23 protein-coding genes are annotated in these 26,976 nt (G+C 62.9%); 3 read left to right on the top strand and 20 right to left on the bottom strand.

Going from position 1 to position 26,976, the window contains the following annotated elements:
• Positions 1-3: 3 nt before the first annotated feature.
• The 9 genes from Q390_RS0109225 to Q390_RS18055 form a co-directional block, all read right to left on the bottom strand.
• Positions 4-1,701 carry a multicopper oxidase family protein gene (locus Q390_RS0109225; protein WP_027995804.1) on the bottom strand — a complete coding sequence of 566 codons (1,698 nt, stop codon included), beginning with the start codon at positions 1,699-1,701 and terminating at the stop codon, positions 4-6.
• The gene (locus tag Q390_RS0109220) at positions 1,698-2,786 is read right to left on the bottom strand and encodes an RCC1 domain-containing protein (RefSeq protein WP_027995803.1); all 1,089 of its coding nucleotides are present in this window, start codon (positions 2,784-2,786) and stop codon (positions 1,698-1,700) included. The genes Q390_RS0109225 and Q390_RS0109220 overlap by 4 nt, the downstream gene beginning before the upstream one ends.
• Before the next feature lie 3 nt (positions 2,787-2,789).
• On the bottom strand, positions 2,790-3,593 hold the full coding sequence (locus Q390_RS0109215) for a phytochelatin synthase family protein (RefSeq protein WP_245606887.1): 804 nt from the start codon (positions 3,591-3,593) through the stop codon (positions 2,790-2,792).
• Positions 3,590-5,329 (bottom strand): pyridoxal phosphate-dependent decarboxylase family protein, encoded by a 1,740-nt coding sequence (locus tag Q390_RS0109210; protein ID WP_084153847.1) that lies wholly within the window; start codon positions 5,327-5,329, stop codon positions 3,590-3,592. Before Q390_RS0109210 ends, Q390_RS0109215 begins: the two co-directional genes overlap by 4 nt.
• A gap of 18 nt (positions 5,330-5,347) precedes the next feature.
• Entirely contained in the window at positions 5,348-7,000 is a 1,653-nt protein-coding gene (locus tag Q390_RS0109205; RefSeq protein WP_037472608.1) for a GMC family oxidoreductase, read from the bottom strand.
• Positions 7,001-7,078: 78 nt separating this feature from the next.
• On the bottom strand, positions 7,079-7,558 hold the full coding sequence (locus Q390_RS0109200) for a sugar dehydrogenase complex small subunit (RefSeq protein WP_084153846.1): 480 nt from the start codon (positions 7,556-7,558) through the stop codon (positions 7,079-7,081).
• A gap of 413 nt (positions 7,559-7,971) precedes the next feature.
• Positions 7,972-8,934: a chemotaxis protein gene (locus Q390_RS0109195; protein WP_027995798.1), complete on the bottom strand. Its 963-nt coding sequence runs from the start codon at positions 8,932-8,934 to the stop codon at positions 7,972-7,974.
• 108 nt (positions 8,935-9,042) lie between these two features.
• Positions 9,043-11,679, bottom strand: a complete 2,637-nt coding sequence (mutS, locus tag Q390_RS0109190; protein ID WP_051603146.1) for a DNA mismatch repair protein MutS — start codon at positions 11,677-11,679, stop codon at positions 9,043-9,045.
• Positions 11,680-11,814: 135 nt separating this feature from the next.
• The gene (locus tag Q390_RS18055; RefSeq protein WP_084153854.1) at positions 11,815-12,801 is read right to left on the bottom strand and encodes an inositol monophosphatase family protein; all 987 of its coding nucleotides are present in this window, start codon (positions 12,799-12,801) and stop codon (positions 11,815-11,817) included.
• A gap of 171 nt (positions 12,802-12,972) precedes the next feature.
• On the opposite strand from Q390_RS18055, the gene Q390_RS0109180 reads away from it, so the two are divergent.
• Together Q390_RS0109180 and cysE are read left to right on the top strand one after the other, a co-directional pair.
• Positions 12,973-13,752: an RNA methyltransferase gene (locus Q390_RS0109180; protein ID WP_027995796.1), complete on the top strand. Its 780-nt coding sequence runs from the start codon at positions 12,973-12,975 to the stop codon at positions 13,750-13,752.
• A gap of 47 nt (positions 13,753-13,799) precedes the next feature.
• On the top strand, positions 13,800-14,558 hold the full coding sequence (gene cysE / locus Q390_RS0109175; RefSeq protein WP_027995795.1) for a serine O-acetyltransferase: 759 nt from the start codon (positions 13,800-13,802) through the stop codon (positions 14,556-14,558).
• Positions 14,559-14,662: 104 nt separating this feature from the next.
• Here the strand turns inward: cysE and Q390_RS20520 are convergent, their stop codons facing one another.
• The 3 genes from Q390_RS20520 to yjgA form a co-directional block, all read right to left on the bottom strand.
• Complete coding sequence (locus Q390_RS20520; protein ID WP_027995794.1) at positions 14,663-15,013, bottom strand: hypothetical protein; 351 nt, start codon at positions 15,011-15,013, stop codon at positions 14,663-14,665.
• Between the two features lie 380 nt (positions 15,014-15,393).
• Positions 15,394-16,023 (bottom strand): molybdopterin adenylyltransferase, encoded by a 630-nt coding sequence (mog, locus tag Q390_RS0109165; protein WP_051603145.1) that lies wholly within the window; start codon positions 16,021-16,023, stop codon positions 15,394-15,396.
• Positions 16,013-16,687, bottom strand: a complete 675-nt coding sequence (yjgA, locus tag Q390_RS0109160) for a ribosome biogenesis factor YjgA (protein WP_027995792.1) — start codon at positions 16,685-16,687, stop codon at positions 16,013-16,015. Before yjgA ends, mog begins: the two co-directional genes overlap by 11 nt.
• An 82-nt stretch (positions 16,688-16,769) precedes the next feature.
• Here yjgA and pmbA point away from each other — a divergent pair, with 82 nt between their 5' ends.
• Positions 16,770-18,155: a metalloprotease PmbA gene (gene pmbA, locus Q390_RS0109155; RefSeq protein ID WP_027995791.1), complete on the top strand. Its 1,386-nt coding sequence runs from the start codon at positions 16,770-16,772 to the stop codon at positions 18,153-18,155.
• Positions 18,156-18,226: 71 nt separating this feature from the next.
• Here the strand turns inward: pmbA and Q390_RS0109150 are convergent, their stop codons facing one another.
• From Q390_RS0109150 to nirD, 8 genes are all read right to left on the bottom strand, one after another.
• Positions 18,227-18,673, bottom strand: a complete 447-nt coding sequence (locus tag Q390_RS0109150) for a GatB/YqeY domain-containing protein (protein WP_027995790.1) — start codon at positions 18,671-18,673, stop codon at positions 18,227-18,229.
• A gap of 131 nt (positions 18,674-18,804) precedes the next feature.
• Positions 18,805-19,017, bottom strand: a complete 213-nt coding sequence (gene rpsU / locus Q390_RS0109145) for a 30S ribosomal protein S21 (protein WP_027995789.1) — start codon at positions 19,015-19,017, stop codon at positions 18,805-18,807.
• A 178-nt stretch (positions 19,018-19,195) separates the two neighbouring features.
• The gene (locus Q390_RS0109140) at positions 19,196-20,434 is read right to left on the bottom strand and encodes a BaiN/RdsA family NAD(P)/FAD-dependent oxidoreductase (protein ID WP_037472603.1); all 1,239 of its coding nucleotides are present in this window, start codon (positions 20,432-20,434) and stop codon (positions 19,196-19,198) included.
• 69 nt (positions 20,435-20,503) lie between these two features.
• The gene (gene ybiB / locus Q390_RS0109135) at positions 20,504-21,418 is read right to left on the bottom strand and encodes a DNA-binding protein YbiB (RefSeq protein ID WP_027995787.1); all 915 of its coding nucleotides are present in this window, start codon (positions 21,416-21,418) and stop codon (positions 20,504-20,506) included.
• A gap of 189 nt (positions 21,419-21,607) precedes the next feature.
• Positions 21,608-23,818, bottom strand: a complete 2,211-nt coding sequence (locus tag Q390_RS0109130; RefSeq protein WP_084153845.1) for a TonB-dependent receptor family protein — start codon at positions 23,816-23,818, stop codon at positions 21,608-21,610.
• 158 nt (positions 23,819-23,976) lie between these two features.
• Positions 23,977-25,716: a bifunctional protein-serine/threonine kinase/phosphatase gene (locus Q390_RS0109125; protein WP_027995785.1), complete on the bottom strand. Its 1,740-nt coding sequence runs from the start codon at positions 25,714-25,716 to the stop codon at positions 23,977-23,979.
• A gap of 27 nt (positions 25,717-25,743) precedes the next feature.
• Complete coding sequence (locus Q390_RS0109120) at positions 25,744-26,556, bottom strand: formate/nitrite transporter family protein (RefSeq protein ID WP_027995784.1); 813 nt, start codon at positions 26,554-26,556, stop codon at positions 25,744-25,746.
• A gap of 32 nt (positions 26,557-26,588) precedes the next feature.
• Positions 26,589-26,975, bottom strand: a complete 387-nt coding sequence (gene nirD, locus Q390_RS0109115) for a nitrite reductase small subunit NirD (RefSeq protein WP_027995783.1) — start codon at positions 26,973-26,975, stop codon at positions 26,589-26,591.
• Position 26,976 lies beyond the last annotated feature (1 nt).

Genomic DNA, 26,976 nt, shown 5'->3' with positions numbered 1-26,976 from the left:
CGCTCATACCACTTCGACGATCTGCATCATTCCCATATCTTCGTGCGCGAGGATGTGGCAGTGCATCACATAAGCCCCTGAAAAATCGGTAAAGCGGGTGCGAAATGTCACTGATGTTGGCGCCTCGGGCGTACCGTTGCGCGGCAGTCCGATGGTGTCTGACCAAAAAGGCTTGACCGGCAAGCCATTGATTTTCACCACCTCAAAGGGGTTGATGTGGATGTGAAACGGATGCTGCACCTGATTCATGTTGTAGACAGTCCACTCCTCCACGCTATTGAGCGCTACGGTTTGGCAGACAGCGCGGTGCGACTGGAACGGTGCCAAGCGTTGCGGCATGGGCGGATGGGTAGATGCCGACTTGCCACCCGCACCCATGGTGAAGGCGGTGTCGGACAGAAAAGTGGCATCGGTTTGATACTGCCACTGGCCCAGTTCACCGGGCGGCAAGTCGAGGGCATCGATCGCCGGTGCTTCTGTCAGCGGTGCGCCGCTATTGTTAAAGACCGAGCGCAATACGATGTTGCGGCGCAGCCCACCGTGGGCAGCCAGCTCTTCGTCACTGATCGATTTCAGCGCCGCCGGCACCGGCAAGGGGCTGGCGGGCAGCGCCATCATTAGCGGCACACCCTCGACAACGATATCGGCCAAGATGTCTTCGGCCAGCAGTGCGGGGAAACCCATGTCATAAGACTTGGTGGACAGCACATAGCGCCCCGGTGCACCGGCTTGGATCAGGATGTCGGCCCGGTTGCCGGGGGCCAGCACCAGTCCTTCAGCCGTATCGGGCGAAAAAACTTGAGGCTGCGCGCGCGGGCAAGAATCCAGCGCAATCAAGTGCAGAGAATGCTTCTCCAATGCCAGATTGAGGTAGTTGGCAATGCCGGCATTGATCAAGCGCCAGCGCTCGACCTGGCCCGGACGCAAAACCAAGGTGGGACGGCGCACGCCGTTGATCAGAAAGGCTGGCTCGGCATCCGGGTTAGCCACCTGCGAGAAGCTTTCCAGCTTACCTTGGGCGTCAAAGATGGGTGCTTGGAACATCATCACGCGATCGCGCGCAGCGGCGATTTCGGGCACGTCGTCCAGCGGGCCGGTGATCACAATGGCACCGGCCATGCCACTGCCCACTTGCACTGCGGTAGCGCCATGCAAATGCGGGTGGTACCAAGACGTACCGGCTGGATGGTCGGCCACGATGGCGTATTGATGCTGGCGTGACTGTCCGGGCTGTACCGCAGACTCGGAGCTATCCACTACGTAGTCGCCATACAGGTTCTCGCCGACCAAGCCAGGTGCCACATGCAGGCCATGGGTGTGCAAATTGGCGCTGTTCATGTAGCGCAAATGCTCTGCGGGCTCGGTGCTTTGCGGATTAGGCGGCAGGTCATTGACCACGCGGATGCGCAAGGTCTCACCGGCGCGCACCTGCAAGGTAGGCGCTGGCACCATGGCGTTGTAGGTGCGCAAGTGCACCGGCTTGCCATTGAGGTGCAGGTCTGCATAGACCATGCGCAAGGTGTAGTCGAGCACGCCATCGCGCGCCACTAAGCGCAGCGGCTCCACAAAAGTTTCGGGTGTTCCCGGCTCGCCCGAGGTATTGCTGCCGCCGCAAGCGACCAGTGCAGCGGGCAAAACAGCGCCGGCACCGAGCTTCCAAGAGACGTTCAAAAAATCACGGCGTGTGTAGGCTTGGCTCATGTGGTGCTTTCTTGTTTTGTTGTTACGGGAGAGGCTGTATCGTTAAGCTGGCCGGGCTTCGCCCGGTACGCTGCCATCTGGCCCAGTTGGCCGTTGCGGTTGTCTCCCCATGCCCATACCTGCCAGCCGTCGCTGACAAGCACATGGCCTTGGCCGGCGCTGATTTTTTTCAGCGCCGGCAAATGCTTCACGGTTTGCACGCCCGATAAAGCTTCGGTGTGGCCTTGTCCCAGCTGGCCCCGGGCGTTCCAGCCCCAAGCGTACAAACGGCCAGAGCGCCCCAGCGCATACGACACATACTGGCCTGCCGCCACGTGGGTCACCGCTTCAGGCAAGGACACTTGGTGCGGCGCAGTGCGGTAGGGCGCGCTGCCGTCGCCCAGCTGCCCGTGCTGGTTACTGCCCCACGCCCAAGCTTGGCCCCGGGCATCAATGGCCAGACTGTGGCTGGCCCCCGCTGCCAGCGCGACGATCTTGCGCGGCATAGGCACCAGCGCTGGCGCGCTGTAGTCCTGCAAGTGGCCCGCGCCCAATTGGCCGGCAGCATTGGCGCCCCAAGCCCATACGCGGTGCAGGCCGTCGAGCAACAACGCATGGCCGGCGCCGGCACAGCAGTCAGTGATGGCGGGCACAGCTGCAACCCGCACAGGCGCCACATTGCGCGCCTGCGCGGAACCCGGCGTCAGCCCCCAGTGGTACAGGCGGCCATCGCGGGCACGGGCGAGGGTAAAAAATTCGCTCCCACTGAGTTGCGCCAAGGCTGGCAGACCCAGCAACCGCCGGGGCTGCTGCGCCATGATGGAGGAAAGCCGGCCACCCAAACCCGCGCGGTTGGCTCCCCAAACATACGCGGCACCCTGCACATCGAGCGCCAGACTGATGCCGGCACTGGCCGTAATTTGCTGCAACTGCACGTCAGTCGGCACATACACGGCTCTATTGTCAGACGGTGGCGCAGAGCACACGCCCTCCGGCGCAGGAAAGCGCCCGGTGCCGTCACCGCCCCAGCCAACCAGCCGCTGACCGGCCCGCAGGACCAGGCTGTGGTCTCGACCCGCCGCCAGAGCAAGCACCTGCGCGGTCATGGTCTAACGCTTCTTGGTAACGACCAGCAAACCACGCGCCTTGCCGCTGACGCTGTCAGGGTCTTGGGCCGCCTGCAACAGGTCTGCCAGCGGCACCCACACCGGCGGGTATTTGTAGCGCGCCACGTCCATCAGCAGCACCGAATCGCTGGCCTCATGGTAGGCCGCCAACGGCGACCAGTGGCCACCACCGACCTCGCCAATAAAACGGCGGTTGAAGTTGAACAGCACAAAACGATCCTGCTCGCGTAAATGCTTCTTCAGCAGCTCGCGCAACTGGGGCGCATCCAGCGCGTCCCCAGAAATTTTCTCGACATCCACCGGAAACTGCACCAAGACCGTCGCCAATTGGTCTAGCGTCATGCCTTCCTTGGATACCACCTCCGGATTGGCGATGCGCCGATCGACATTGGCAAAGAAGTCTTGTTGTGTGAAAAAGGGGAAGTCTGGGTACAACGCTGTCACGGGACGGGGCAAGCCCAAGGCGTTGAGTGCAATCACCGAGGTAGCTACGGAGCAATAGGCTTGGTTGCGCTGGGTCTCAAAGTAAGTAGCCAGCGGCCAATAGGCTTGGCGGTAGTCGCTTTGCAACAAGCGCTGCTGCCCAATAGGGTGTGACAGCACAAACAGACTGTTGGGTATCTGCAGCGGCTGCGCGACGACTGTGGTCGCCGCAACCGGTGCGGCCACCTCGCGCGCCATGGACGCTGGGGGCAGGGCAAGCAGAGAGGCTGTGAACAGACCAGCGAGCAAGGTATGGGCGACCCACGAGCGCGGGCGCTGAAGCAGAGATGCAGAATTTTTCATACTTTTTTGCGTGCCTGCATCAATGCGGCCAAAGCGTTATCAATGGATTTGGGGTCGGTAAAAACCGACAGCGTAAAGAATTTAATGCCCACAATCGGCTCGCCATAGGTGGTGTCGCGGTAACGGTTGGTCTGCACAAAAACCGGACTTTCACCAGACTCAGCGGCTTCGCGCGTACTCATGTAGACCGCTTTGTTGAACTCATTGTGTTCAAGCAAGGTGGTGCGCTGGGCGGCGTTGCTTCTCTCAGCTTGGTAGGCGCTGTCGGCATCCACCCCGTCCGGATAGACGCGGATCACGACCACAGCACCATGGTTGTCTTCGTTCAGTACCGTCAACCATGGCAGGCCGCGCGCCTTATCACGCAGCAAGTGCGACATCTGCAAGCAATGGCTCAATAAACCCCGAAAACCATCTTTGCCCAGCAGCATCAGGTTCGACAGCGCCGCCAGCACCGGGCCGCCAGAACGCGAACACTCCAAGGTGTAGATACCGGGGTCGTATTCACCAAACTGGAACAAATACGGCATAGCCACTTTGTCGCGGCGCACCGGGTTGAGCAGCTGGGCATCGCCCGCCAAGAACAGACTCGATGCGTACGGGGTGTAGCCGCTCTTGTGGAAGTCAATGCCCAGCGAATCGGCCAGCGACAGGTGCTGGATACGCTCACGCACCGTCTTGAGCGAATGCAGGGCTTCGGCAGGAATACCCAGCGGATTGGCGTCGAACTCGTAGTCATTGAACACCGAATAGGCCCAGCCAATCACCGCATCGGCATGGAGGTAGGGCAGGTAATCAAGCCGATACTCTTTGGCCAGACGCTGGCGCAGCGCGTTGACGGCCACGATGTCATCGACACCAAACGCATCCGTGCTGCCCATCGTCACCACAATCGCCGCAATGCGTTCCCCTTTTTCAATGCACGCACGCAAGGCTTTTTCTAGCGCCACCACGTCCATGGCGTTGTCTTCACCGGTTGCCACTGAAATAGCCGCCTGACTGCCCAAGCCCAGCCACGCGCAGGCACTGAGCTTGGCGTAGTGCGCCATATCCGAGCCAAACACGCGCAGCGGCTGTCGTATGCCGTCGGTGAACAAGCCGGGCTGCGCCCGCTCCGCACCCAGTTTGATGCCGTAGAGCGTGGTGCCGGTGCCGCCAAAGGTGAACAACCCCAGCGCCTTTTCAGGGTCGTAGCCGACCAAGGCAGCGCACATGGCAGAGACACGCACCTCGGCTTCTGCGCCCTTGTGCGACAGGTCGTCCCACACCGTATTGGGGTCTGCCAGCGAGCCATACAACTGCCCAATGATGGACACCGAGGTGGACGAGCCATGCAGACGGTGCACATCCGGATGACTCCAAGTGAACTGGCCTTCTAGGTAGCGTGCCGTCTCGCGGATGGTGCTGCGCATCTCGCCCATGTCTTTGTTGACGCGCGCTTTACGGGCGCCGGCATAGTCCAATGCGTTGCGCTTACCCAAGAAAGTGCGGTGCGATTTCAGCTTTTCATACTCTAGCAAGGCATAGGCCATGAGTCGGGAAAAGCGGCTGTCAGCGGATGTCGAGTGCGTAGGCGAAGGAAAGGCATCACGAATGGAGCGAACGATGCGTTTGTAGCCTTCCGTTCCGACCGTGGCATCGGATTGGTGCGCCTTGACAGCGGCTTTAGCGCGCATAGGTAACGTGGCCACCATCGAGGCAAGGGCTGAGGCTTGGAGCCAAGAGCGTCTGAGCATGTGATATCTCCAGATAAATCAGGCAACAGGGTTGAAGCGGCCAGCAACAAGGTCTTTGTGCAGCAAGGGCAAGGCACGCAATCCCAGCGCGACAGCAGTCAAGGTTGGGGCGTTGATCGGCATCGTCGGAAAATTAGCCGTTCCGACGACGAACAGATTGGCGTGGTCATGGCTGCGGCACCACGGATCAACCACCGACTGCCCGGCATCCGTCCCCATGCGAGCGGTGCCGGCAATGATGGCCGTCGCCACCGAAGGCTCGTCGCTGATGATGTCGGTACACCCCAGTGCTTTGGTGATGTCATCATGGCGCTGGCGTGCTTTATCTATGGCGCGCAGACTGTAATCATCGACCGTGAAACTCACCCGAGGGCGCGGCATACCACTGCTATCGCGCAGTTCGGGATCGGGCTGGATGCGGTTACTGGCCACCGGCAGTATTTCGACCGAGCTGTTGATGGCTAACTCACGGGCGCATTGATCGTTCAGCGCCGCCGCCAATGCGCTGCCGCGCAGCCCCCCTTTGATCAGATGCGCCGAGCGCTGCATCGGCCCCAGCCCAGTGCGCCAGCCACGGTTCAGAAACGAGGTGCCGATGGCGGCGTGTTCTTTGCGCACCGGGCCGTCGCGCAGCTCCAGAATGCCGCCCGTGGTGGTGGGTGCCCGATAGGTATAGAGCAGATCGCGGGTCAGTGCGCGGGTGTCTAAATCGACTTGGCCCATCAAATAGCGCCCGACCGCATCGCTGCGGTTGGCCACACCCAAAGGCGCATTCGGTTGGGCCGAGCGCAGTAGCAGATTGGGCGTTTCGATGGCATGCGCCGCCAGCACATACAGCTTGGCACGGGCCATGGTGTGGCTGCCATCTGGGTGACGGATGCGAAGACCTTGGATCAGGGAATCGCTCCCTACCTCGATGTGTTCCACCAGCGCCTGCGGCAGCAGCTGTACGCCCGCCGCCTCGGCTTTGGCGACATGCACACTGGCATCGTACTTGGCGCCCACCGGGCAAATCGGCACGCAACTGGCACTGCCGCAGCAAGGCGGACGTCCGTCAAACGGCTCGGAGTTGCGTGCATGGCTGAAGGGGCCGACCGAATAGCCGAGTGGCGCCAAGGCGTCACGGATCAGCTTGTCGGCATAGGTCATGGGTACCGGCGGCAACGGAAATGATTTGCCGTGGCGTGGCCCACCCTGATCAAAGTCGTTGTCCCCTGCCGTACCCCATTCGCGCTCGATGAACAGGTAGTGGTCTAGCAAATCTTCGTAGGCCAGCGGCCAGTCCTCGCCGACGCCATACAAGGTTTTGGTCTTGAAGTCGTCGGGCCGAAAGCGTGTGGCAAACCCCGTCCAGTGCCAAGTGGTGCCACCCACCGCACGCAGAAAGCTGCCACCAAAGACTTGGGGCCCGGCCTGCACCATGTAGTCGTGCGCGTGCATGGGATGCGGCGCATAGACCTCGCTGGGGTAGGGCGAGTTGGGGCCCTTGACCGCAGAGTCGTAGAAATGGCCCACGGCGGTGGCACGGTCGATGCGCGGCCCGGCTTCGATCATCAATACCTTGGCGCCTTGGCTGGCCAATTGCCAAGCCATGAAGCTGCCGACAGCGCCAGCGCCGATTACGATCACATCGGCCGATAAAACTTCATTCTGGGGTTTCTGAGGGGTCATGGGTGTGGGTCTCACAGGAGAGCGCCTGCGGTCCGGGCATGCCCGGGTCGAAAACGAGATGAAATTGGGGGGCGTGCTTCAGATCGGCGCGTTAGCCCAATAGCCAAAGGCGCCGCCACACACGCCCGGGGGCTTGGTAAACGGGAGGGTTGACCACACCGGCGCTTCGACGTAGGCCAGCACACGATCGTTGCCGACCATGCCGCTCATCCACAGTTGCAGGGCAAACTCGACCACTTCCCGCAAAGGTTTGCGTAGCGAGGCGGCGCCTTCGGTGCCCGCAGGCAGCTTCGCCAATGCCAGCAAGGCATGGATCTGCGAGGGCTCCAGATGCTCGACCAGCACGGCCAGATATTGGCGTGCCAAGGGGGTATTGGAGATGGCGGTACCGGCCAGGGTATTGCACACCGCCATGAACGCCTGCACCTGGCTGGCGGGAAGGGTAGCGACGTCAGCGCTCGCAAAGGCGTGCGAATGGGCTGGCGAGACCATGCCTGCTACGCAGCCCGAGAGGGTCAGCAAAAATTGGCGACGTGAAGCCCGACCAAGCAAAGACATCCGGTATTCCTCGGGAAAATTGAATCGACAACCTCTTGGCGGTTTTGCAAAAAACAGACCGAATTACCATGAGAAATATCAATTCTTATTGTAATTTAAATACGGAATAAGTAACTATCGCAATTACTTATTGCTTTTTCATCAGAAAAAAATTTATTGGCGCTGCTGTGTCCCGCGTGGGCGCACAGCAAGATATGCGCGGGAGCAGGCATTGGAGCCCTTGGACGACAGGCTTTAGCAAACTATGGTGCGCACCAACGAGATCTCCAGCCCGTGTCATGGGTGCAAATGAGGGCGCCTCAACTCCTCGGCCATGCGCAAGACTTGGATTTGTCTGCGCCCAGTGGCTGGCCTCCTATGCAGGCCAGCGAAGCCAGGGCTTGAAGAGAGAATAAATTGAAAGGAAGGCGTTCTCAGTGCGGCAGCACCGAGCGGATGGTCTTGGCCAGGTCTTCAGCGACAAACTTGGCGACGTAGGCATCGGCACCAACGCTGCGCACATGGTCTTCATTGGCCGAGCCGGAGAGGGAGGAATGGATGACCACGGGCAGCTTGCTAAAGCGCGGGCTTTGCTTGATGTTGCGGGTCAGGGTGAAACCATCCATTTCGGGCATTTCCAGATCGGTCAGCACCAGACACACCTTGTCCAGGATGGTTTTGCCCTCGGCTTCGGCTTCGTCGGCGATGGCGTTGAGCCGATCCCAGGCTTCCTTGCCGGATTTGGTCATTTCAAACGGCGCATGCATGGCTTTGAGGCCGCGCTCGATCAGCGAGCGGGCGACAAAAGAATCATCCGCCGCCAAAATGAGGGTGCCGGGTTTGAGCTTGAGTTCGGGCCCTATTTTTCTCTCATCATCCATTTCCGGCGTAGCGGACGGCGATACCATTTGCAAAATCGCCTCGACGTCCAGCACCTGCGCCAGACGCGTGCCATCGGCATTGCCGTCCAGCCGGGCAATGCTGGTGACCATGTTGCGTCCGGCGCCGCTGCTGTCGGCCGACAGTACCTGCTTCCAGTCCAGCCGCACGATGTCTTCCACCGACTCGACCGCGAAGGCCTGCGTGGTGCGGGCGTACTCGGTGACCAGCATGATGTTCAGCCCCGTCTTGGGAGTGCAGCCGACGATGGCAGGCAGGTCAAACACCGGAATTACCTGGCCGCGCAAATTGACGATGCCCAGCGAATGCGGCGTGGCGCCGACGATGGGCGTGATGCTGGGCATGGCCACGATCTCGCGGATCTTGAACACGTTGATGCCAAACAGCTCTGACTGGCCCAGAGCGCTGTCAGCGCCCAGACGAAACAACAAGAGCTCGAACTTGTTCGAGTTGGTGAGGTTGGTGCGCTCGTCGATTTCGTGCTGGACATTGGTCATGCTGTTACTCTTTGACGCAGAAATTGCGTTCTTGGATTTTAGAAGCAGAAGGACTCTGCCGGCGAACTGTTTGCGGGTACGCGGCGTGCGGCTTCTGCCGGTGCCGCTTCAGAGGCCCCTCTGCGCCAATTTTTTCAGCTGATACAGCGCGTCCAGCGCCTCGCGCGGGCTCAGGGTGTCAGGCTGCAGGACGGCCAGCGCGGCTTGTAATGGGCTGGTGCCGGCAGACTCGGGCGCTGGCGGCTCGACAAACAAATCGATCTGCACGTCCCCGGCGCTGGCGCGTTCTTCCAGCGCCGCCAGCGCATGGCGGGCGTGGTGCAGCACGGCGGCCGGCACGCCGGCTAATTTCGCCACCTGAATGCCGTAACTGCGGCTGGCCGGGCCGGGCTGGATTTCGTGCAGAAACACAATGTCCGCGCCCGATTCTGCCGCCGCCACGTGCAGGTTGACGGCATGGCGCGCCGTGGCCGGCAACTCAGTCAGCTCAAAGTAGTGCGTGGCAAACAGCGTGAAGGCCTTGGTTTTGTCGTGCAGGTGCATGGCAATGCCGCTGGCCAGCGCCAGCCCGTCAAAGGTGCTGGTGCCGCGGCCAATCTCGTCCATCAGCACCAGGCTGTGCGCAGTGGCGGAATGCAAAATTTGCGCCGCTTCGGTCATCTCCAGCATGAAGGTCGATTGCGCATTGGCCAGGTCGTCCGCTGCGCCAATACGGGTGTGGATGGCGTCAATCGGCCCCAAGCGGCAGGCGCTGGCCGGCACATGGCTGCCAATGCTGGCCAGCAACACGATCAGCGCGACTTGGCGCATATAGGTCGATTTGCCGCCCATGTTCGGCCCGGTGATGATTTGCAACCGCGTGTTGGTGTTCAGCCGGGTGTGGTTGGCGATGAAGGCGCCACTCGATGTTTCGGCCAAGCGCGCCTCCACCACCGGGTGGCGACCGCCGTCGATGTCGATGCACGGCTCGGCTACAAACTGCGGCGCGCACCAGTTCAAGGTCAGCGAGCGCTCGGCAAAGCAGGCCAGCACGTCCAACGCCGCCAGCGCCTGCGCCAAGCGGGTCAACGCCGGAACGTGCGGTTGCAGCTCGTCCAGCACTTGTTCGTACAGCCACTTCTCCCGCGCCAGCGCGCGCTCGTTGGCCGACAGGGCTTGGTCTTCAAAGGCTTTCAGCTCGGGCGTGGTGAAGCGCTCGGCATTTTTCAGCGTCTGGCGGCGGCGGTAGTCGTCGGGCACCTTGCTGGCCTGGCCCTGCGTCACTTCAATATAGAAGCCGTGCACCTTGTTGAACTGCACGCGCAGGTTGCTGATACCGGTGCGGGCTTTTTCGCGCGTCTCTAAGTCGAGCAAAAAGCTATCGCAGTCGGTTTGGATGGCGCGCAGCGTATCCAGCTCGGCATCGAAGCCGGGCGCAATCACACCGCCGTCGCGCACCAAAGCCGCCGGTTCGGGGTCGATGGCGCCTTGCAGCAGCGCCGCGCACGCGGTCGGCGGCTGCAAATCGGTAAAAATTTGAGTCAAATAGGCCTCTAGCCCTTGTGGGGCGTGCGCTATTAGCTCTGTTTTTTGTAGTGTTTGCGCCAGCGCTACCAGCTCGCGCGGGCGCACCTGGCGCAGTGCGATACGGGCCGTGATGCGTTCCACATCGGCCACCCCCTTGAGCGCGCCGCGCAGCGCCTGCCACGGCCCGCCGCTGCCGGCGCCGCGCAGTGCGGTGGTGGCCGACAGGCGCGCGCGCGCGGCTGTGCGGTCGCGCTGCGGTGTCAGTAGCCAGCTTTTCAGCAGCCGGCTGCCCATGCCGGTCATGCAGGTGTCGAGCAGCGCAAACAGCGTCGGCGCCTCCTCGCCGCGCAGGGTTTTGATCAGCTCCAAGTTGCGCCGCGTGCTGGCCGGTAGATCAATCAAATCGCCCTCGCGCTGCACCTGCACGCTGGCGACGTGGTTCAGGGCGCGGCCTTGGGTGTGCTCGGCGTATTGCAGCAGCGCAGCGGCGGCGGCGTGCGCCTGCGGCATCTCTTGAGCGCCCCAAGCCAGCAGGCTGGCGGCACCCAAATGTTCCAGCAATTTGCGCGCGCCCAGCGGGCTGTCAAATTGCCAGTCGGGTCGCGGGCTGACCGGGCAGTTGAACGCACCGGCTTTGCGCAGTGCCAGCAGTTGCAGCTCAAAGCGCTCAGTGACGCCGGCGCTGTAAATCAGCTCGCTCGGGGCAATCCGCGCCAGCCAGGCACCCAAAGCATCGGGCGCGCATTCGGCCAGCTGCACCACGCCTTGCGTCACGCTCATCCACGCCAGACCGCAGCGGGCGCGCGGGCCCTGGTGCACGGCCAGCAGCAGCGCTTCGGTTTTGTCGGACAGCAGTTCCGCATCGGTCAGCGTGCCGGGCGTGACCACACGCACCACCTTGCGCTCCACCGGCCCTTTGCTGGCACCGACTTCGCCGACTTGCTCACAAATTGCCACCGATTCGCCCAGCTTGATGAGCCGCGCCAAGTACGTTTCCAGCGCATGGAATGGCACCCCGGCCATCGCCACCGGCTGCCCGGCCGACTGGCCGCGCTGCGTCAGCGTGATGTCCAGCAGCTGCGCGGCTTTTTCTGCATCGCCGTAGAACAGCTCGTAGAAATCGCCCATGCGGTAGAGCAGCAGGGTGTCCGGGTGGTCGGCTTTCAGACGCAAATATTGCTGCATCATGGGTGTGTGCTCAGGGGCGCTGGCGGCGGGCGGGGCTTTTTCCTTGGACATCAGGGGCTTGGCGCTATTGGGTTGGGCCCGGTGTCGGGCGGATTCATGCGGCCATCCCGCGCCTGCAGGGTTGCTGGCGGGCCAGCACAGGTTGGCCAGCCCTGCAGGATGCCTTGGATGGCGGGGCGCCGGTGCTTAGACCAGTGCGTCGCCAGGTGGCGTGGCGCTGGCGGCGCTGGTTGGGTCCCCAGCCAGGCTGGCGCGGAGTGCAGCTTCGGGTGTGAGAGCGGTGCTGTCTGCCAGATCAGCGCGCTCGGGTGCTGGGGTGGCGTTGCTGGTGGCCGCTTGGCGCAGGCCGGCTTTTTCGCCAGCGCTGGCAAATTGGCTGTATTTGCTCAGCAGCGGCACCAGTTGGGCGTACAGGCGCGGGCTGGCGGCTAGGCATTCGCGCTGCTCCAGAAAATCGGCTTCACCAGTGAAGTTGCCGACTAGGCCACCGGCTTCGGTGACCAGCAGCGAGCCCGCCGCCACGTCCCAGATTTGCAGGCCGCTGTGGAAGAAGCCATCGGTAAAGCCCGCCGCCGTATAGGCCAAATCCAGCGCTGCCGAGCCCGACTGGCGCACGCCAGCGGTGCGCTGCATCACGCTGCTCATGGTACTCAGGTAGGTCGGCATGTCGTCGCCTGGACGAAACGGGAAGCCGGTGGCGATCAGGCACTCTTGCAGGCGGGTGCGTTTGCTGACGCGGATGCGGCGCTCGTTCATGTAGGCGCCGCGGCCCTTGGTGGCGGTGAACAGGTCGTTGCGCGAGGGGTCGTAAACCACGGCCTGCTCGATCTTGCCGCGCACCGCCAGCGCAATGCTGACGCAGTAGGCCGGAAAGCCATGGATAAAGTTGGTCGTGCCATCCAACGGATCAATGATCCAGACAAATTCGGAGTCTTTGGCGCCGTACTCTTGGCCCGATTCTTCGGCCAGGATGCCGTGGCCGGGGTAGGCGGTGAGCAGGGTTTCGATGATGGCTTTTTCGCTGGCGTGATCGACTTCAGTGACAAAGTCGTTGATCTGCTTTTGCGAAATGCGCACGGCTTCCACGTCCAGGGCCGCGCGGTTGATAAGGGCGCCGGCGGCGCGTGCAGCCTTGGTGGCCACGTTGAGCATGGGGTGCAGGTTGGATGACATAAGTTGTAGACCTTGGTCGCGCCGGGCGGTGGCCGTGGCGCTGGGGCGTAAGAACAAAAAGAATCTGCCCGGCGATGCGGGCAGCGGCAATGGGGCGTGATTTTACCTGCGCCTCACCCCGCCACGGGGCAGCGACAATGGCGGGCTGTACTGTTTGACTGCTTTGCCCCGATGAAGACCCGTTTCATATTGATCCACACCAGCCACGCTGGCAACGTCGGCGCCTGCGCGCGCGCCATGAAAACCATGGGCTTTGACGACCTGGTGCTAGTCGCACCGCGCTGGCCGAATGTGCTGCGGCGCGAAGAAACCATCCAACGCGCCAGCGGTGCCCTGGACGTGCTGAAGAACGCCCGCATCGTCGAGACGCTGGACGAGGCGCTGGACGGCATCAGCCACCTGTGCGCCACCGCCATGACGCCGCGCGACTTTGGTCCACCGACGCGCGCGCCGCGCGAGCACTTTGATTTGCTCTTGAAAAATGAGCTATCAGCGCAGACACCCCAAGGGTTAGAGGCCGAAAATACTGAAAATTCTACCGAGGCCGGCATTGGCTTTCTGTTTGGCTGCGAGCGCTTTGGCATGTCGAACGAGGACGTTTACCGCTGCCACGTCGCGCTGCAAATCCCCACCGACCCCCACTTTGGCTCGCTGAACTTGGGCGCGGCGATTCAGGTGATTGCCTACGAATGGCGCCAAGCGCTGGGTGGTTTTGCCGTCCACAGCGCCACGCCCGAGCCGACGCTGGCCGACGCCGCGCAAGTCGCCGGCATGTTGACCCACTGGGAGCAGGCGCTGACGGCGATTGGTTTTCTCGACCCGGCAGCGCCGAAAAAGCTGATGCCGCGCCTGAACCAGTTGTTCAACCGCGCGCAGCTGTCGCCGGAAGAAATCCACATCCTGCGCGGTGTTGCCAAAGCCATGCTGCAGACGGCACAGTCAAAGCACTAAACTGCCTTTCTTCTTTTTGTTGCGCTGCACCGTTTGCAGATTTGCCCATGTTCTCTCGCCTGCGTTCCGACATCCAGTGCATTCTTGAGCGCGATCCGGCGGCGCGTACGCGCTGGGAAGTGCTGACCTGCTACCCCGGTCTGCACGCGCTGGTGCTGCACCGGCGCGCGCACTGGTGCTGGACGCATGGCCTGAAATGGCCCGGGCGCTTTATCTCGCATATGGCGCGCTGGCTCACTGGCATTGAAATTCACCCTGGCGCACAAATTGCCGGTTGCGTCTTCATCGACCATGGCATGGGCGTGGTGATTGGCGAAACCGCCGAAATCGGCTCCGGCTGCACCATCTACCACGGCGTCACGCTGGGCGGTACCTCGCTTTACAAGGGCGCCAAACGCCATCCGACGCTGGGCAAAAACGTCATCGTCGGCGCTGGTGCGCAGGTGCTGGGCGGCTTTGCCGTGGGCGACGGCGCCAAGATTGGCAGCAACGCTGTCGTCACCAAACCGGTGCCGGCTGGCGCCACGGCAGTCGGTAATCCGGCGCGCATCATCGAGGCCGATGGAGATGCGCGGCGTGAGGCGGCGGCCTCCAAGATGGGGTTTTCTGCCTACGGTGTGACGCAGAACGATGACCCCTTGAGCCAGGCACTGCGCGGCCTGATCGATAACGCCGGCGCACAGGAGCACCAGATCGCCCTGTTGTGGCAGGCGCTTGAGAAACTATCGGGCACGGCCCAGCCAGACGACGCGGCGCGCCAGGAAAACTTCGAGGCCGATAGGCTCAACGCGCTGATCGGCAAATAGCCTCCCGTGCACATTTGCAGTGTGCGCACAGCGGTACCCTACCATTTGGTCAAAAAAAAGCGCAGGCGGAAAACCGCCTGCGCCCGTCGGCTCATGCCGAGAAATTACTTGGCGGGAACGACGATCACGGTGTCGCCCTTTTTGCCATCAGCGCCCGTATCGCCCTTGGCACCGTCATAACCGGTTGCACCCGAATCACCGGTGGCGCCGGTGGAGCCCGTAGAGCCCTTGGCACCTTCATCGCCGGTTGCACCCGTGGCGCCGGTAGCGCCCGTGGGGCCGGGAATGGCCACCGTGGAGCCGGTCGATCCAGTAGCACCCGGGGCGCCAGCGGGGCCTGCAGGGCCTGGAACCACTACCACCGGTGCGGTAACCGGCGGGGTAACGACCGTTTTTTCGCAAGCGGCCAGACCGAGCGTGGCAATCAGGGCGGCGAGCAGGAATGAATATTTCATGGAAACCTTGTATGTAATGAGATAAAAACGCACGTGACGATGAAACTGTGCGTGTAGTTTCTTACTTGCCATGACCTTCAATAGTCATTGATAAGCTGCAGTGCAAATTTACAGACAAAGTTCAGGGGGTGGTGTAGGACGGCCCCACGACTGCTTGTCACTTTTGAGGCCGACGTGCGCGGGTCAGGGTGTCTTGATGGTGATCCTCAGCACGCTACCGCGCTGATGGCCAAGCCAGAGAGGGAACGCTGAGCAGGTCGATGCCGTATCTAAAAAGAGAGCTGCAAGCGCTTGTATTCAAATGCTTTCAGACTCTTTTGATATGCACATTCATTTGTAGCAAGGGGTTCTAGCTATCAAATTGGAAAGTGATTTTTTGCCTATAAAGGTGCCATGCGTGGAGCACGGACCGCGTTCTTGGGCCGAAACGCTTTGCAGACCGCGTCGTGCGTTTCCAGATACGGCCCACCGATCAGGTCGATGCAGTAGGGCACGGCGGCGAAGATGCCGGGCACCAGCTGTTTTCCGTCTGCGTCTTTCAAGCCGGTCAGCGTTTCGGCAATCGCCTTGGGTTGGCCGGGCAGGTTGATGATCAGACTCTGGCTGCGAATCACCGCCACCTGGCGCGAGAGGATGGCGGTGGGCACAAAGTGCAGGCTGATCTGGCGCATTTGCTCGCCAAAGCCAGGCATTTCTTTGTCGGCCACGGCCAGCGTGGCTTCGGGCGTGACGTCACGCAGGGCGGGGCCGGTGCCGCCGGTGGTCAGCACCAAGCTGCAACCAGCCTCCACTAACTCCACCAGCGCGGCGCTGATGCCGGCCTGCTCGTCGGGAATCAGCCGCGCTTCAAAGGCGATGGGGTTGCGCAGGGCGCGGGTCAGCCAGTCTTGCAGAGCCGGTAGGCCTTGGTCTTCATAGACGCCGTTGCTGGCGCGGTCGCTGATGGAGACGATACCTATCTTGACGGCGTCAGGGCGGTCAGTGGCCTGCAGGGTCGGCTCAGTGCTCATCGTCGCCTTCCGGTGCCTGGGCGGCCTCCTCTGCCGCCGCTGCATCGCCGCTCAACTGCGCGCGCACCAGGGCAAACAGCTCGCGGAAGGCGCGGCTTTTGCGCGGTGCCAGGCCTTGGGATTCGGCGACAGCGGCCTCGTGCGTGCTGGCCGCATCCTTGCGTGCCTGGCGGATCAGCGCGCGCAGCTGCTGGATGTCGCTGCCGGGGTGGTGGGCAATCCATTCGGCCTGGGCGGCGTCTTCGCCGATCAGCCGGTCGCGCCACTGCTCGGCCAGATGCAGAGCAAGTTTTTCGTGGGCCGAGCCGCTGCGCTGGGTCTCCAGCGCGGCGCGCGTGTCCAGCACTTGCTGCGGGGTGAGCTTGCGCATCAGCTTGCCGACAAACTGCATCTGGCGGCGTTTGCCTTCAAAGTTGCTGATGCGTTTGGCTTCGATCAAGGCGCCGAGCAGCTTGTCGGGTAGACCAATGCCGCTGAGCAGGTCAGCACGCAAGGTCAGCAAGGCTTTGCCCAGGTCTTGCAGCTCGTCGCTTTCGCGTTTCATATCGGTGCGGCTCGCGTCGTGCGTGCCTTTGAGTTCGGCTTTGAGGGCGATGTCCATTTCGCTGCCTTCGGCAACAAACTGGCCGCGCACAAAATAGCCTTTTTTGGGTTTGCGTGACATGGATAAATCCGGGGAAGAGAGGGGTGTGGTTGCCAAGCCGTGCCGGGCGGGAACCACTGCGGCAAGTATCATAGCCGTCGCCATGAATCAAATGCACACCACCGCCGATGCGGGCTTCAGCTACTCCCGCCCATTTTTTGAACAACTCGTGGACCACGCGCTGGCGCACGCCAAAAAGCTCGGCGCCACCGATGCCGGTGCCGAGGCCTCCGAGGGCTGCGGCCTGTCGGTCGGCGTGCGCAAGGGCGAGTTGGAAACCGTCGAGCGCAACCGCGACAAGTCGCTGGGCATCACCGTCTACCTCGGCCACCGCCGCGGCAATGCCAGCACGTCCGATTTTTCTGCCGCAGCGATCGAGCAGACTGTGCAAGCGGCCTACGACATTGCCCGCTTTACTGCCGCCGACCCGGTGGCGGGCCTGCCCGACGCGCAAGATATTGCACCGACTGACACGCACCGCGATCTGGACCTGTTTCACCCCTGGGCCTTGACCAGCGAAGAAGCGGCGCGCATGGCGCTGGAATGCGAAGCGGCGGCGTTTGCCACGCACAAGCGCATCACCAACAGCGAAGGCGCGGGCGTCTCGGCGCAGCAAAGCCATTTTTTCAGCGCCCACACGCACGGCTTTCGCGGTGGTTATGCCACCTCGCGCCACAGCCTGTCGGTGGCGCCGATTGCCAGCCTGCCCGGTAAGAACGGCGAGATGCAGCGCGACTCTTGGTACAGCTCGATGCGCGACGCGGGCCAGCTGGCGCCGCCGCAGGACGTCGGCCGCTACGCCGCGCAGCGCGCCTTGAGCCGCCTGAGCGCGCGCAAGGTGCCGACCACCGAATGCCCGGTGCTGTTCGAATCGCCCTTGGCCGCCGGCCTGCTGGGCGCGCTGGTGCAGGCCCTCAGCGGCGGTGCGCTGTACCGCAAGAGCACGTTTTTGCTCGACTCGCTCGGCAAGATGGTGTTGCCCAAACACATTGATGTGCTGGAAGACCCGTTCATCCTGCGCGGCAAGGGCAGCTCACCGTTTGACAGCGAAGGCGTGCGCGTGCAGGCGCGCAAGGTGATCGATGCCGGGCGTGTCGAAGGCTATTTCCTGTCCAGCTATTCAGCGCGCAAACTGGGGATGCAGACCACCGGCAACTCGGGCGGTTCGCACAATCTGGTGCTGACCTCGCGCCGCACCAAGTCCGGCGACGATCTGGAGGCGATGCTGAAAAAGCTCGGCACCGGCCTGTTTGTTGTCGAGTTGATGGGCCAGGGCGTCAACTACGTCACCGGCGACTATTCACGCGGCGCCAGCGGTTTTTGGGTGGAGAACGGCGCCATCGCCTTCCCGGTCGATGAGATCACCATTGCCGGCAACGTCAAAACCATGCTCAAGGGCATTGAAGCCGTCGGTGCTGACGCTTATAACTACGGCTCTAAAACGGTGGGCTCGGTGCTGATCAACCGCATGAAGGTGGCCGGCAGCTGAAAATGCAGCGCACGGCCATGAAAAAAGCCTCTGCCCTGCAGAGGCTTTTTTGTCGCTGGCTACGAACCGCTTCAGGGCGCCAGCGCCGCTTTCACCGCCGCCGACACCTGGCCCATGTCGGCCTTGCCAGCCAAACGGGTTTTGACCACGCCCATCACTTTGCCCATGTCGCCCGGGCCTTTGGCACCGAGTTCGGTGACGATGGCTTGCACGGCAGCGGTGGTTTCTTCGGCTGACATGCGCTGGGGCAAATAGCCCTGCAAGACCAGCATTTCAGCCTTTTCTTTGTCTGCCAAATCTTGGCGATTGCCGCTTTCAAAGGCGGCAATCGAGTCTTTGCGCTGCTTCACCAGCTTATCGACGATGGCGACGATGGCTACATCGTCCAACACCACACGTTCGTCCACTTCTTTTTGTTTCATAGCGGCCAGCAAGGTGCGCACCGTCAACAGGCGTTCGCTGTCTTTGGCGCGCATGGCGGTTTTCATGTCTTCGGTGATTTGGTCTTTGAGGGACATGGGGTTCTCCTGAAAAAAGTGGACGAAAGGGTAATGAGGGGCAAAAAATAAGGAATCGGAAAGCAAAAAACCCGCGCTTGGCGTCCCTAGCGCGGGTTTATCGGTTTCCAGTCAGGCTGGAAATCCGGCGATCAGTACATTTTCTTGGGCAGCTGCATACTGCGCACGCGCTTGTAGTGGCGCTTGACGGCGGCGGCCTTTTTGCGCTTGCGCTCGGCGGTGGGCTTCTCATAGAACTCGCGGGCGCGCAGGTCGGTCAGCAAGCCGAGCTTTTCAATGGTGCGCTTAAAGCGGCGCAGTGCAACGTCAAAGGGTTCGTTTTCTTTCAGGCGTACGGTGGTCATTAGCTAATGTTTTCCAAAAATGGTGCTGGTAGAGGGTCTTGGGGAGATCGGGCCTCAAGACCTTGCGCAGCGGTTTCCCCGTCTCTAACTAGTATTGGCCGACGGGGGTTGCCAGCGAAGCCCGCAATTATAACGGTTGCGCGGGACAAATCAAAAAATGTCAAGGCGCGATGGGCTGTCAGGCCAACGGCAGCGACTGCGCGCAGGCCGCCGCGCTGGCCCAGGCCCATTGAAAGTTGTAGCCGCCCAGCCAGCCGGTCACGTCTACCACTTCGCCAATAAAGTACAGGCCGGACTGGGTTTTGCTCTCCATGCTTTGCTGTGACAGCCCGCGCGTATCGACACCGCCCAAGGTGACTTCGGCCTTTTTGTAGCCTTCGGTGCCGGTCGGTGTCAGCTGCCAGCCGGCCAGTTGCTCGGCCAGTTTGGCCAGCGCTTTGTCGGAGACATCGGCCACCGGGCGCTGCCAGTCGCTGCTTTGCGCCACCCAGGCATCGGCCAAGCGGCTCGGCACGATGGTGGCCAACTCGTTCGCCAACAGCTTGCGCGAGCGCGCTTTGGCCTGTGCCAGCGCGGTGGGCAGATCCACGCCGGGGGCCAAGTGGACGGACAGCGGCGTGCCTTCATTCCAGTAGCTGGAGATTTGCAGCACCGCTGGCCCGGACAGGCCGCGGTGCGTGAACAGCAAATCCTCGTCAAACGCCATGCGGGACTTCTTGGCGCCGGTGCTGATCTGCACCGGCAGCGCCAGCCCGGACAGTTGCGCATACGGTGCCCAAGCCGCGCCGTCAAACGTCAGCGGCACCAAGCCGGGGCGTCGCTCAACCAGAGGAATGTCGAACTGCTGCGCCAGCCGGTAGCCCCAATCGGTCGCGCCGATTTTCGGGATCGACAAACCGCCCGTGGCCACGACCAAGCTGCGCGCCTGCACCGGGCCACGGCTGGTCTCAATTTGATAGCTGCTAGCGCCAGTATCTATTGGGCTAGAAGCAAAAAACACTACTTTTTTAACGCTACACGGCTGCCAGCGCTCAACCTTGCCCGCCGCGCATTCGGCCAGCAGTAAATTGATGATGTCTTCGGCTGAGCGCTCGGCAAACAGCTGGCCTTTGTGCTTTTCTTGGTACGGCACGCCGTGTTTATCGAGCAGGGCGATGAAGTCTTGTGGCGTGTAGCGCGATAGCGCCGAGCGGCAAAACTGCGGGTTATGGCTGACAAAGTGCTTGTGCGGCGCACGCGGGTCGAGGTCGCGGTTGGTGAAGTTGCAGCGCCCACCGCCGGAGATGCGGATTTTTTCGGCGACCTTGTCGGCGTGGTCGATCAGCAGCACCTTCAAGCCGCGTTGGCCGGCTTGGGCGGCGCAGAACAGCCCGGCCGCACCAGCACCAATCACCACTACATCAAATTTTTGGATCAAAACAGGCTCCAGCCCTTCAGATACGTGCGCTGGTAGCTATCAAAATAGTTATTTTTGGCGCACACGGGCTTATATTTTTTCGGCCAGTTGGCAGATGTGATCGACCTGCAACGCAATCGGCGTGGGCACCGGCAGCGTGCCGGCCATGACGGCGCGGATGTAGTCGGCGGTGCTGGCGGCGCTGATGTCGCTGGGCAGCTGCGGCAGGGCGGTGAGCGGGCCTTCTTGCGCTTCTTGCACGCGGTGGCCGCGCCCGGCTTGATAGCCGTCCATTTGTGGTGTGCGGCGCGGGTCGGCCACCGGCTCGCCCTCGGTGCCGCGCAGCAGCAGCGCGTCCAGTCCGGTCAGGGCGATGGTTTCGGCCATCGAAAGGGCGTATTCCGGGTGCGTGTAGCTGCTGACGATCAGGCTGTCGCCGGCCACCGGCGCCAGCGGGTCCATCAGCTTGACCAAACTGTGCGCGCTGTTGCGCAGGCCCAGCGTGCGGCGTACGTCCAACAGACGCGCCAGTCCCGGCAGCAGTAGCGCGGTGGGGGCGAAGGCGACTTGGCCGGATTCGATTTCTTCCAGCGTTGTCAGCGCGTTAATGTCCAGCGCTGCCAGTACGTCTTGGCTGCTGGCGCGGCGCTCTTCGGTGCTGTTGCCATGTACCAGTACTGGCCAGCCGCGCTGCGCCAGCAACAAGGCCAGCAGCGGCGTCAGCACCGGCAGCTTGCGTGCGCCGTTGTAACTGGGCAGCACGATCAGCGGGCGGGTGCTGGCGGGCAGCATCTCCAGGCGCGCGTGGACGGCGTCTAGAAAGCCGGCCATTTCTTGCGGTGTCTCGGCCTTGATGCGCATGGCGACGCAGAAAGCGCCCACTTCCAGGTCACTGGCTGTGCCGTCCAGCACTTGGCCCATCAGGTCGGCGGCCTGGTCACGCGTCAGGGCGCGGGCGCCGTCTTTGCCGCGTGCGATGTCTTTGAGGTAATGCCGAATGCCCATGGGTCTGAATGCCTGTAATGCTGTAAGGAGCGCATTGTCCTGCAAGTGCGGCAGGCGGGGGGTGTCAGCGCTTGGGGAGCAGCGCCAACTTGGGCAATTCGCTGCACTGGGCTCTCTGCACCGTGACCCCATTGCCCACTTGGCCTGTTGCGCTAAGCCGACTTGGTATGGCTGCATCGGTAGGCTGAATCACAGGAACTGCGCGCGCACACCCACCATCAGCCTGCGGCCAGCGGTGGGCTCAAAAAAGCGGCCGTTGCCGTCGTTGACGATCAGGGTGCTTGCATAGCGGCGGTTGAACAGGTTGTCCAGCCGCGCCCAGACTTGCCAGCGGGTGCTGCCGGGGGTTTCACTGCCCAGCTGGTAGCCGGTGTGCAAGCTCGCTGCAGCGTAGCCGGGGGCCGATGCCGTGTTGGTGTCGTTGGCAAACACTGCGCCCGCCAGCTGCAGCGTGCCGCCCACGCGCCACTGCGGCGTGGCGGCGTAGTCCAGTGCCAGCTGCGCCACATGCCGCGCCGTGCCGGGCAGGCGGTTGCCCGCTGCCACGGCAGTCCCGCCGGCCCCGGTGTAGGGGTTGCCAAAGTAGGCATCGAGGTAGGTGTAACTGGCCTTGGGCGCCCACGCACCCCTTTCGGCCCGCCATGCCAGCTCCAGGCCGCGGCGCCGGACGTTGTCCACGTTCTGGAATACCGACCGGCCATTCACCGCTTCCACCGGCACGATTTCACTGCGGCTGCGGGTGTCGAACCAGGCCAGCTCCAGCTGCTGGTGCTGGCTGCGCCACTTGGCGCCCACCTCCCACTGCCGACTGCGCGCGGCAGACAGCCCGAAGTTGGGTCCGGCATTGCCTGTGCTGTAGGCCATCTCGGAGAGCGTTGGGGTCTCAAAACCGCTGCCGGTGTTGGCATACAGGTTGAGCGCGTCGGTCGCACTCCACACCAAGCCTACCACAGGGCGGGTATGGCGCCAGGTGCGTGCACCGCTGTCGTCGGGGTTGGCCGGTGTGATGTAGTGATCGTCCACCTGTACGCGCACTTGGCTGGTGCGCAGTCCGGCCACAGCGCGCCAGCGCGTTGAGAGCCAGGCATCCAGTTGGGCGTACAAGTCGGTGTTGCTGGCGCGGTCCTGTTCATTGCGGCGCAAGTCTGCGCGGCTGCCTGCCTGATTCACGAACCCCTGTCGGTGCTCGGACATGCGGTTCGCCTCCAGGCCTGCGGTCCAGGTCAGCGGCAGGCCCGAGGCCAGCCGCAGGGCACGGGTCCAGGCCACGCCCACGCCTTGGTAGCCGCGGTCCAGGTCCACCACACCACCGGCGCTGTTGGCGACTGCGCCGCTGAACGACAGGGACTGCGTGAGCTGGCGTGTGCCGCCATAGGCCCGCAACTGCACGCTATCGAGCGCGTTGAGCTGGCGCTCCACGACCACGCCGAGCTGGTTTTGCCCGACCGACTTGCGCGTGTCAAACGCGCTGGCCACGCTGGTGGCTTGGCGCGGATCGCTTTGAAACTGCTGCCAGTTCAGGCCCAGCGGGTCTTGCGCCAGCGGCTGGTCGTACAAGTTGAGCAGCGCCGTAATGCGCGTGCTGCTATCCGGGCGAGCTACCAACTTGCCGTTGAAGTGCGTCCGGCGCGCTGCGCTGTGCGCGCGCCAGCCATCCGTCTCAAAATGCGAAATATCCACCAGTCCACCCAGGCGCTGGTCGCCAAAATCAAGCGACGCATCCACCAACCGTTGACCCTGCGATCCCATGGCGATGCCCGCCTGCGCCGCGCCGCCAAGCCGCGGGTCGCGCGTGGTGACCTGCACCACACCGCATGCCGCATTGCCATACAACTGTGCCAACGGGCCGCGCAGCACATCGACCTGTGCGGCTGACGACAGCTGCGCCGTGGCCGCCTGGCCTTGTCCGTCCGGCATACTGGCGGGAATGCCATCAACAAGGATGCGCACCCCGCGCACGCCAAAGGTCGAGCGGGCGCCAAAGCCGCGCACGGCGATCTGCAGATCCTGCGCGTAGTTGCCGCGGTCCTGCGCTACCACCCCGGCTTGCCCAGCCAGCAGTTCAGACAGATGGACCAGCGGGGTGGTGGCAGAAAAGCCTTCCACCACCACGCTGGTGTGGCTGGCCGCGCTATCGAAACGGCGCTGTGCCTGCACGCTGTCGATCACCTCCACCGTGGCCAGGGCAGACACCGCTGCAGCGGCTGTCTGGTCAACGTCTTCCTGCGCTGGGGCCTGCGCTTGCACCGCTGCGCAGGCACAACTGGCAACGAGTGGTGCGAGGCGGTGCCAGCGGGAAGGGGAAAACGTGGATTGCAAAAAAACGGTAGACCAGCCGCGCTGGCTGCGAGGGGCGTTACAGCCCACGCAAGCAAAGGACAGATACGGTGGTTTTTTCATGGGTGCAGTATCGGGTGGCCCTTTCCCTTGCCTGTGTAGGCTGAGGCCGCAACTCCACACTGCGGTTCTTATCGAAGAATGCCGACGCCGCTGCCCACCCCTGACAGCAGCCGCCGCACCAGGGTGGTGCCGACGCTGATAAGCCTTGTGCTCGCACCTCATCCCCGCGCGTGCAGCACTCCCAGCAGTGCCACCACGGTGATGGCCAGCACCAGCGCCGTGGCGCGCCAGAACAGCAGCGGGTTGCGCTGGGTCAGCGGTGGGCGCTGTCGGGCCAGCGTGGCGGCGCTGGGTTGGCGCAGGTCGTGCACGAATTCAGACAGCGCCTCCTGGCGTTTGAGCGGGTGCGGGTGGACGGCGCGCTCCAGCACGGCGTCTATCCAGGCGGGAATCGGACGGCGCTCATCGTGCAGCGCGCTGGCATAGCGCAACCGTGTCAGGGCCGCGCGGGTGCGCAGGCCCGCCACTTGGGTGCCGTAGGGCAGGCGACCGGTGAGCATCTGGTAGGTGATGACACCGAGCGAAAACAGGTCCGAGCGCGGTGTGGCCGGCTCACCCAAGAACAACTCGGGCGCGGTGTATTGCACCGTGCCCAGGAGGGCGTCGCTGTCCGGGTGCGCCGCAGCTTCGGCCAGTCCGGCGACGCGTACGGCGCCAAAGTCGATGATCTTCACGGTGCCAGTGGTGTCAATCATGATGTTTTCGGGGCGCAAGTCCTGGTGCAGCATCTCCCTTTGGTGAAAGGCCTGCAGCCCGCGCGCGATTTGCGCCACGATGTCGCGCACCTCGGCCAGCGCGGGGCGGGGGTGGTCCAGCATCCACTGCGCCAGTGTCTGGCCCTGCAAGTATTCCAGTACCACGAAGAGGTGTTCGCGCTTGTGGCTGTTGGCGACGGCCCGCAGCACATGCGGGCTGTGGATACGCCGGGCAATCCATTCTTCAAGCAAAAAGCGCTCAAGGTAGGCCGTATCGTCCTGCAAGGCAATCGAGGGGGTCTTGATCACCACCTGCGCGCCGCTGTCCGGGGCGATGGCCAAGTAGAGGTGGCTGCGGTGGCTGGCGTGCAACTCGCGCACGATGTGGTAGCCGTCCAGGGTGTCGCGCGGCGCTAGCAGCCCGGGCAGGCGCAGGGCCAAGCGCTGGCGCTGCAGCCCATCGGGGGGATGCAGGGGCAGCGCGTCAATACACACGATCTGCACCGTCAGGTTGTCAGGGCTGCCGCGCTGCAAGGCCGCAGCGACGATGGTGCGCGCGGCCTGGTCCAGGTCGTCGGCATGGTCTTGCAGTGCCTGGGTGATGCAGGGGGCGGGCACATGCTCGTGTACGCCGTCGGTGGTCAGCACGAAGGTGTCGCCGGGCTCGACGGCCAGGGTGCGGTAATCCATGTCCAGCTGGGGCTGAAAGCCCATGGCGCGGGCCAGATGGCTGTGCCCGCCGGGCAGGTGAACGCGGTGGTCTTGGGTGAGTTGCTCTAGCGCTTGGCCCTGCACCCGGTAGATGCGTGCATCGCCCACGTGGAACAGGTGCGCGGTGGCCGACTTGAGAACCAGGGCACTGAGCGTGCACACATGGCCCTGGTCGGCATCAAAACGGTGCGGGCCGCGTCGGCTTTGTGCGTGCAGCCAGGAGTTGGTGGCCGCCAGCACGCACTGCACCGAGCGGCGTACCGTCCAGGCGTCAGAGGTGCAGTAGTAATCCACCAGCAGGGCGTGTACCGCCGCTGCGCTGGCGATATGGCTGACCTGGCTGCTGCTGATGCCGTCGGCCAGCGCCACCGCCACGCCTTTGGTGGTCAGTGCCGAGCCGTGGGGAATGCAGGCGCCATGAAAATCCTGGTTGACCTCTTTGTGCCCCCGGTCGGTGTGTTGTCCGACGCGAACCCTCAGTGTGTCGTGCATGGGCTGACCTCGGTGACGGGGGCGTGCTCAGACGGGCGCGCGCTTGGGGGCGGTGCGGATGTGGGTGACGTAGAGCGTGAGGCCGGTAAAGGCCAAACCACCCACCAGATTGCCTAGCACCACCGGGATTTCATTCCAGATGAAGTAGTCAAGAAGCGAGAAGTTGCCGCCCATCATCAGGCCCGAGGGGAACAAAAACATGTTGACCACCGAGTGCTCGAAAGTCATGGCAAAGAACAGCATGATGGGCATCCACATCGCAATCACCTTGCCGCTGACGGTGGTCGAAATCATCGCCCCGACCACGCCGGTAGAGACCATCCAGTTGCACAGCATTCCACGGATAAAAATGGTGATCCAGCCCATCAGGCCGTATTGGGCATAGCCCAGGGTGCGCGCTTCGCCGATGTGGCCGATTTTCTGGCCGACATCGCTGGGCAGTACCGAAAAGCCGTAGGTGAAGATGAAAGCCATCATGAAGGCCACCGTCAGCGCTCCGAGAAAGTTGCCGGTAAACACCAGCCCCCAGTTGCGCAGAATGCCCTTGATGGTGACGCCCGGGCGCTTGTCGAGCCAGGCCAGTGGTGTGAGCACAAATACGCCGGTCAGCAAGTCAAAGCCCAGCAGGTAAAGCATGCAAAAGCCCACTGGAAACAAGATGGCGCCGACCAGCGGCGAGCCGGTCATGACCGAGGCGGTCACGGCAAAGACAGCCGCCAGCGAGAGGATGGCACCGGCCATGTAGGCGCGGATCAGGGTGTCGCGCGTGGACATGTAAATCTTGGATTCACCGGCGTCCACCATCTTGGTGACGAATTCAGCAGGGGCGAGGTAGGACATGGGGTGCTTTCGTGCAATGCAAGGGAAAGATGTCAGGCCGCAGCGGCGCTGCGCTGACACGGGCCGGCCAGCGGGCGCGTTGCGCTGGTGGCGTGGCTGGCCAGTTCGGCGGCGTCGAGAAACACGGCGCCGTTGTCCACCTTGACGGCAAATTTGGGCGTACAGCCCTCGTCGGGCGCGGCGGCCTGGCCGGTGCACAGGCCGATAGTCCAGTTATGCAACGGGCAGGCCACGCTGGTGCCAAAAACCAGGCCTTGCGACAGCGGCCCGCCTTTGTGCGGGCAGCGGTCGAGTAGGGCAAAAATTTGATCGTCGGCGCTGCGAAAAATGGCCACGTCCAGGCCGCTGGCCCGCGCCACGCGCCGTGCACCCAGGGGTGGAATGTCGTCCACACGGCAGATGAATGTCCAGGAGATCATT

It is taken from the genome of Simplicispira psychrophila DSM 11588 (assembly GCF_000688255.1).
GTDB lineage: Bacteria > Pseudomonadota > Gammaproteobacteria > Burkholderiales > Burkholderiaceae_C > Simplicispira > Simplicispira psychrophila.
Note: the sequence above shows the minus strand (reverse complement) of the source record. Positions and strands in the feature narration are given on the sequence as shown.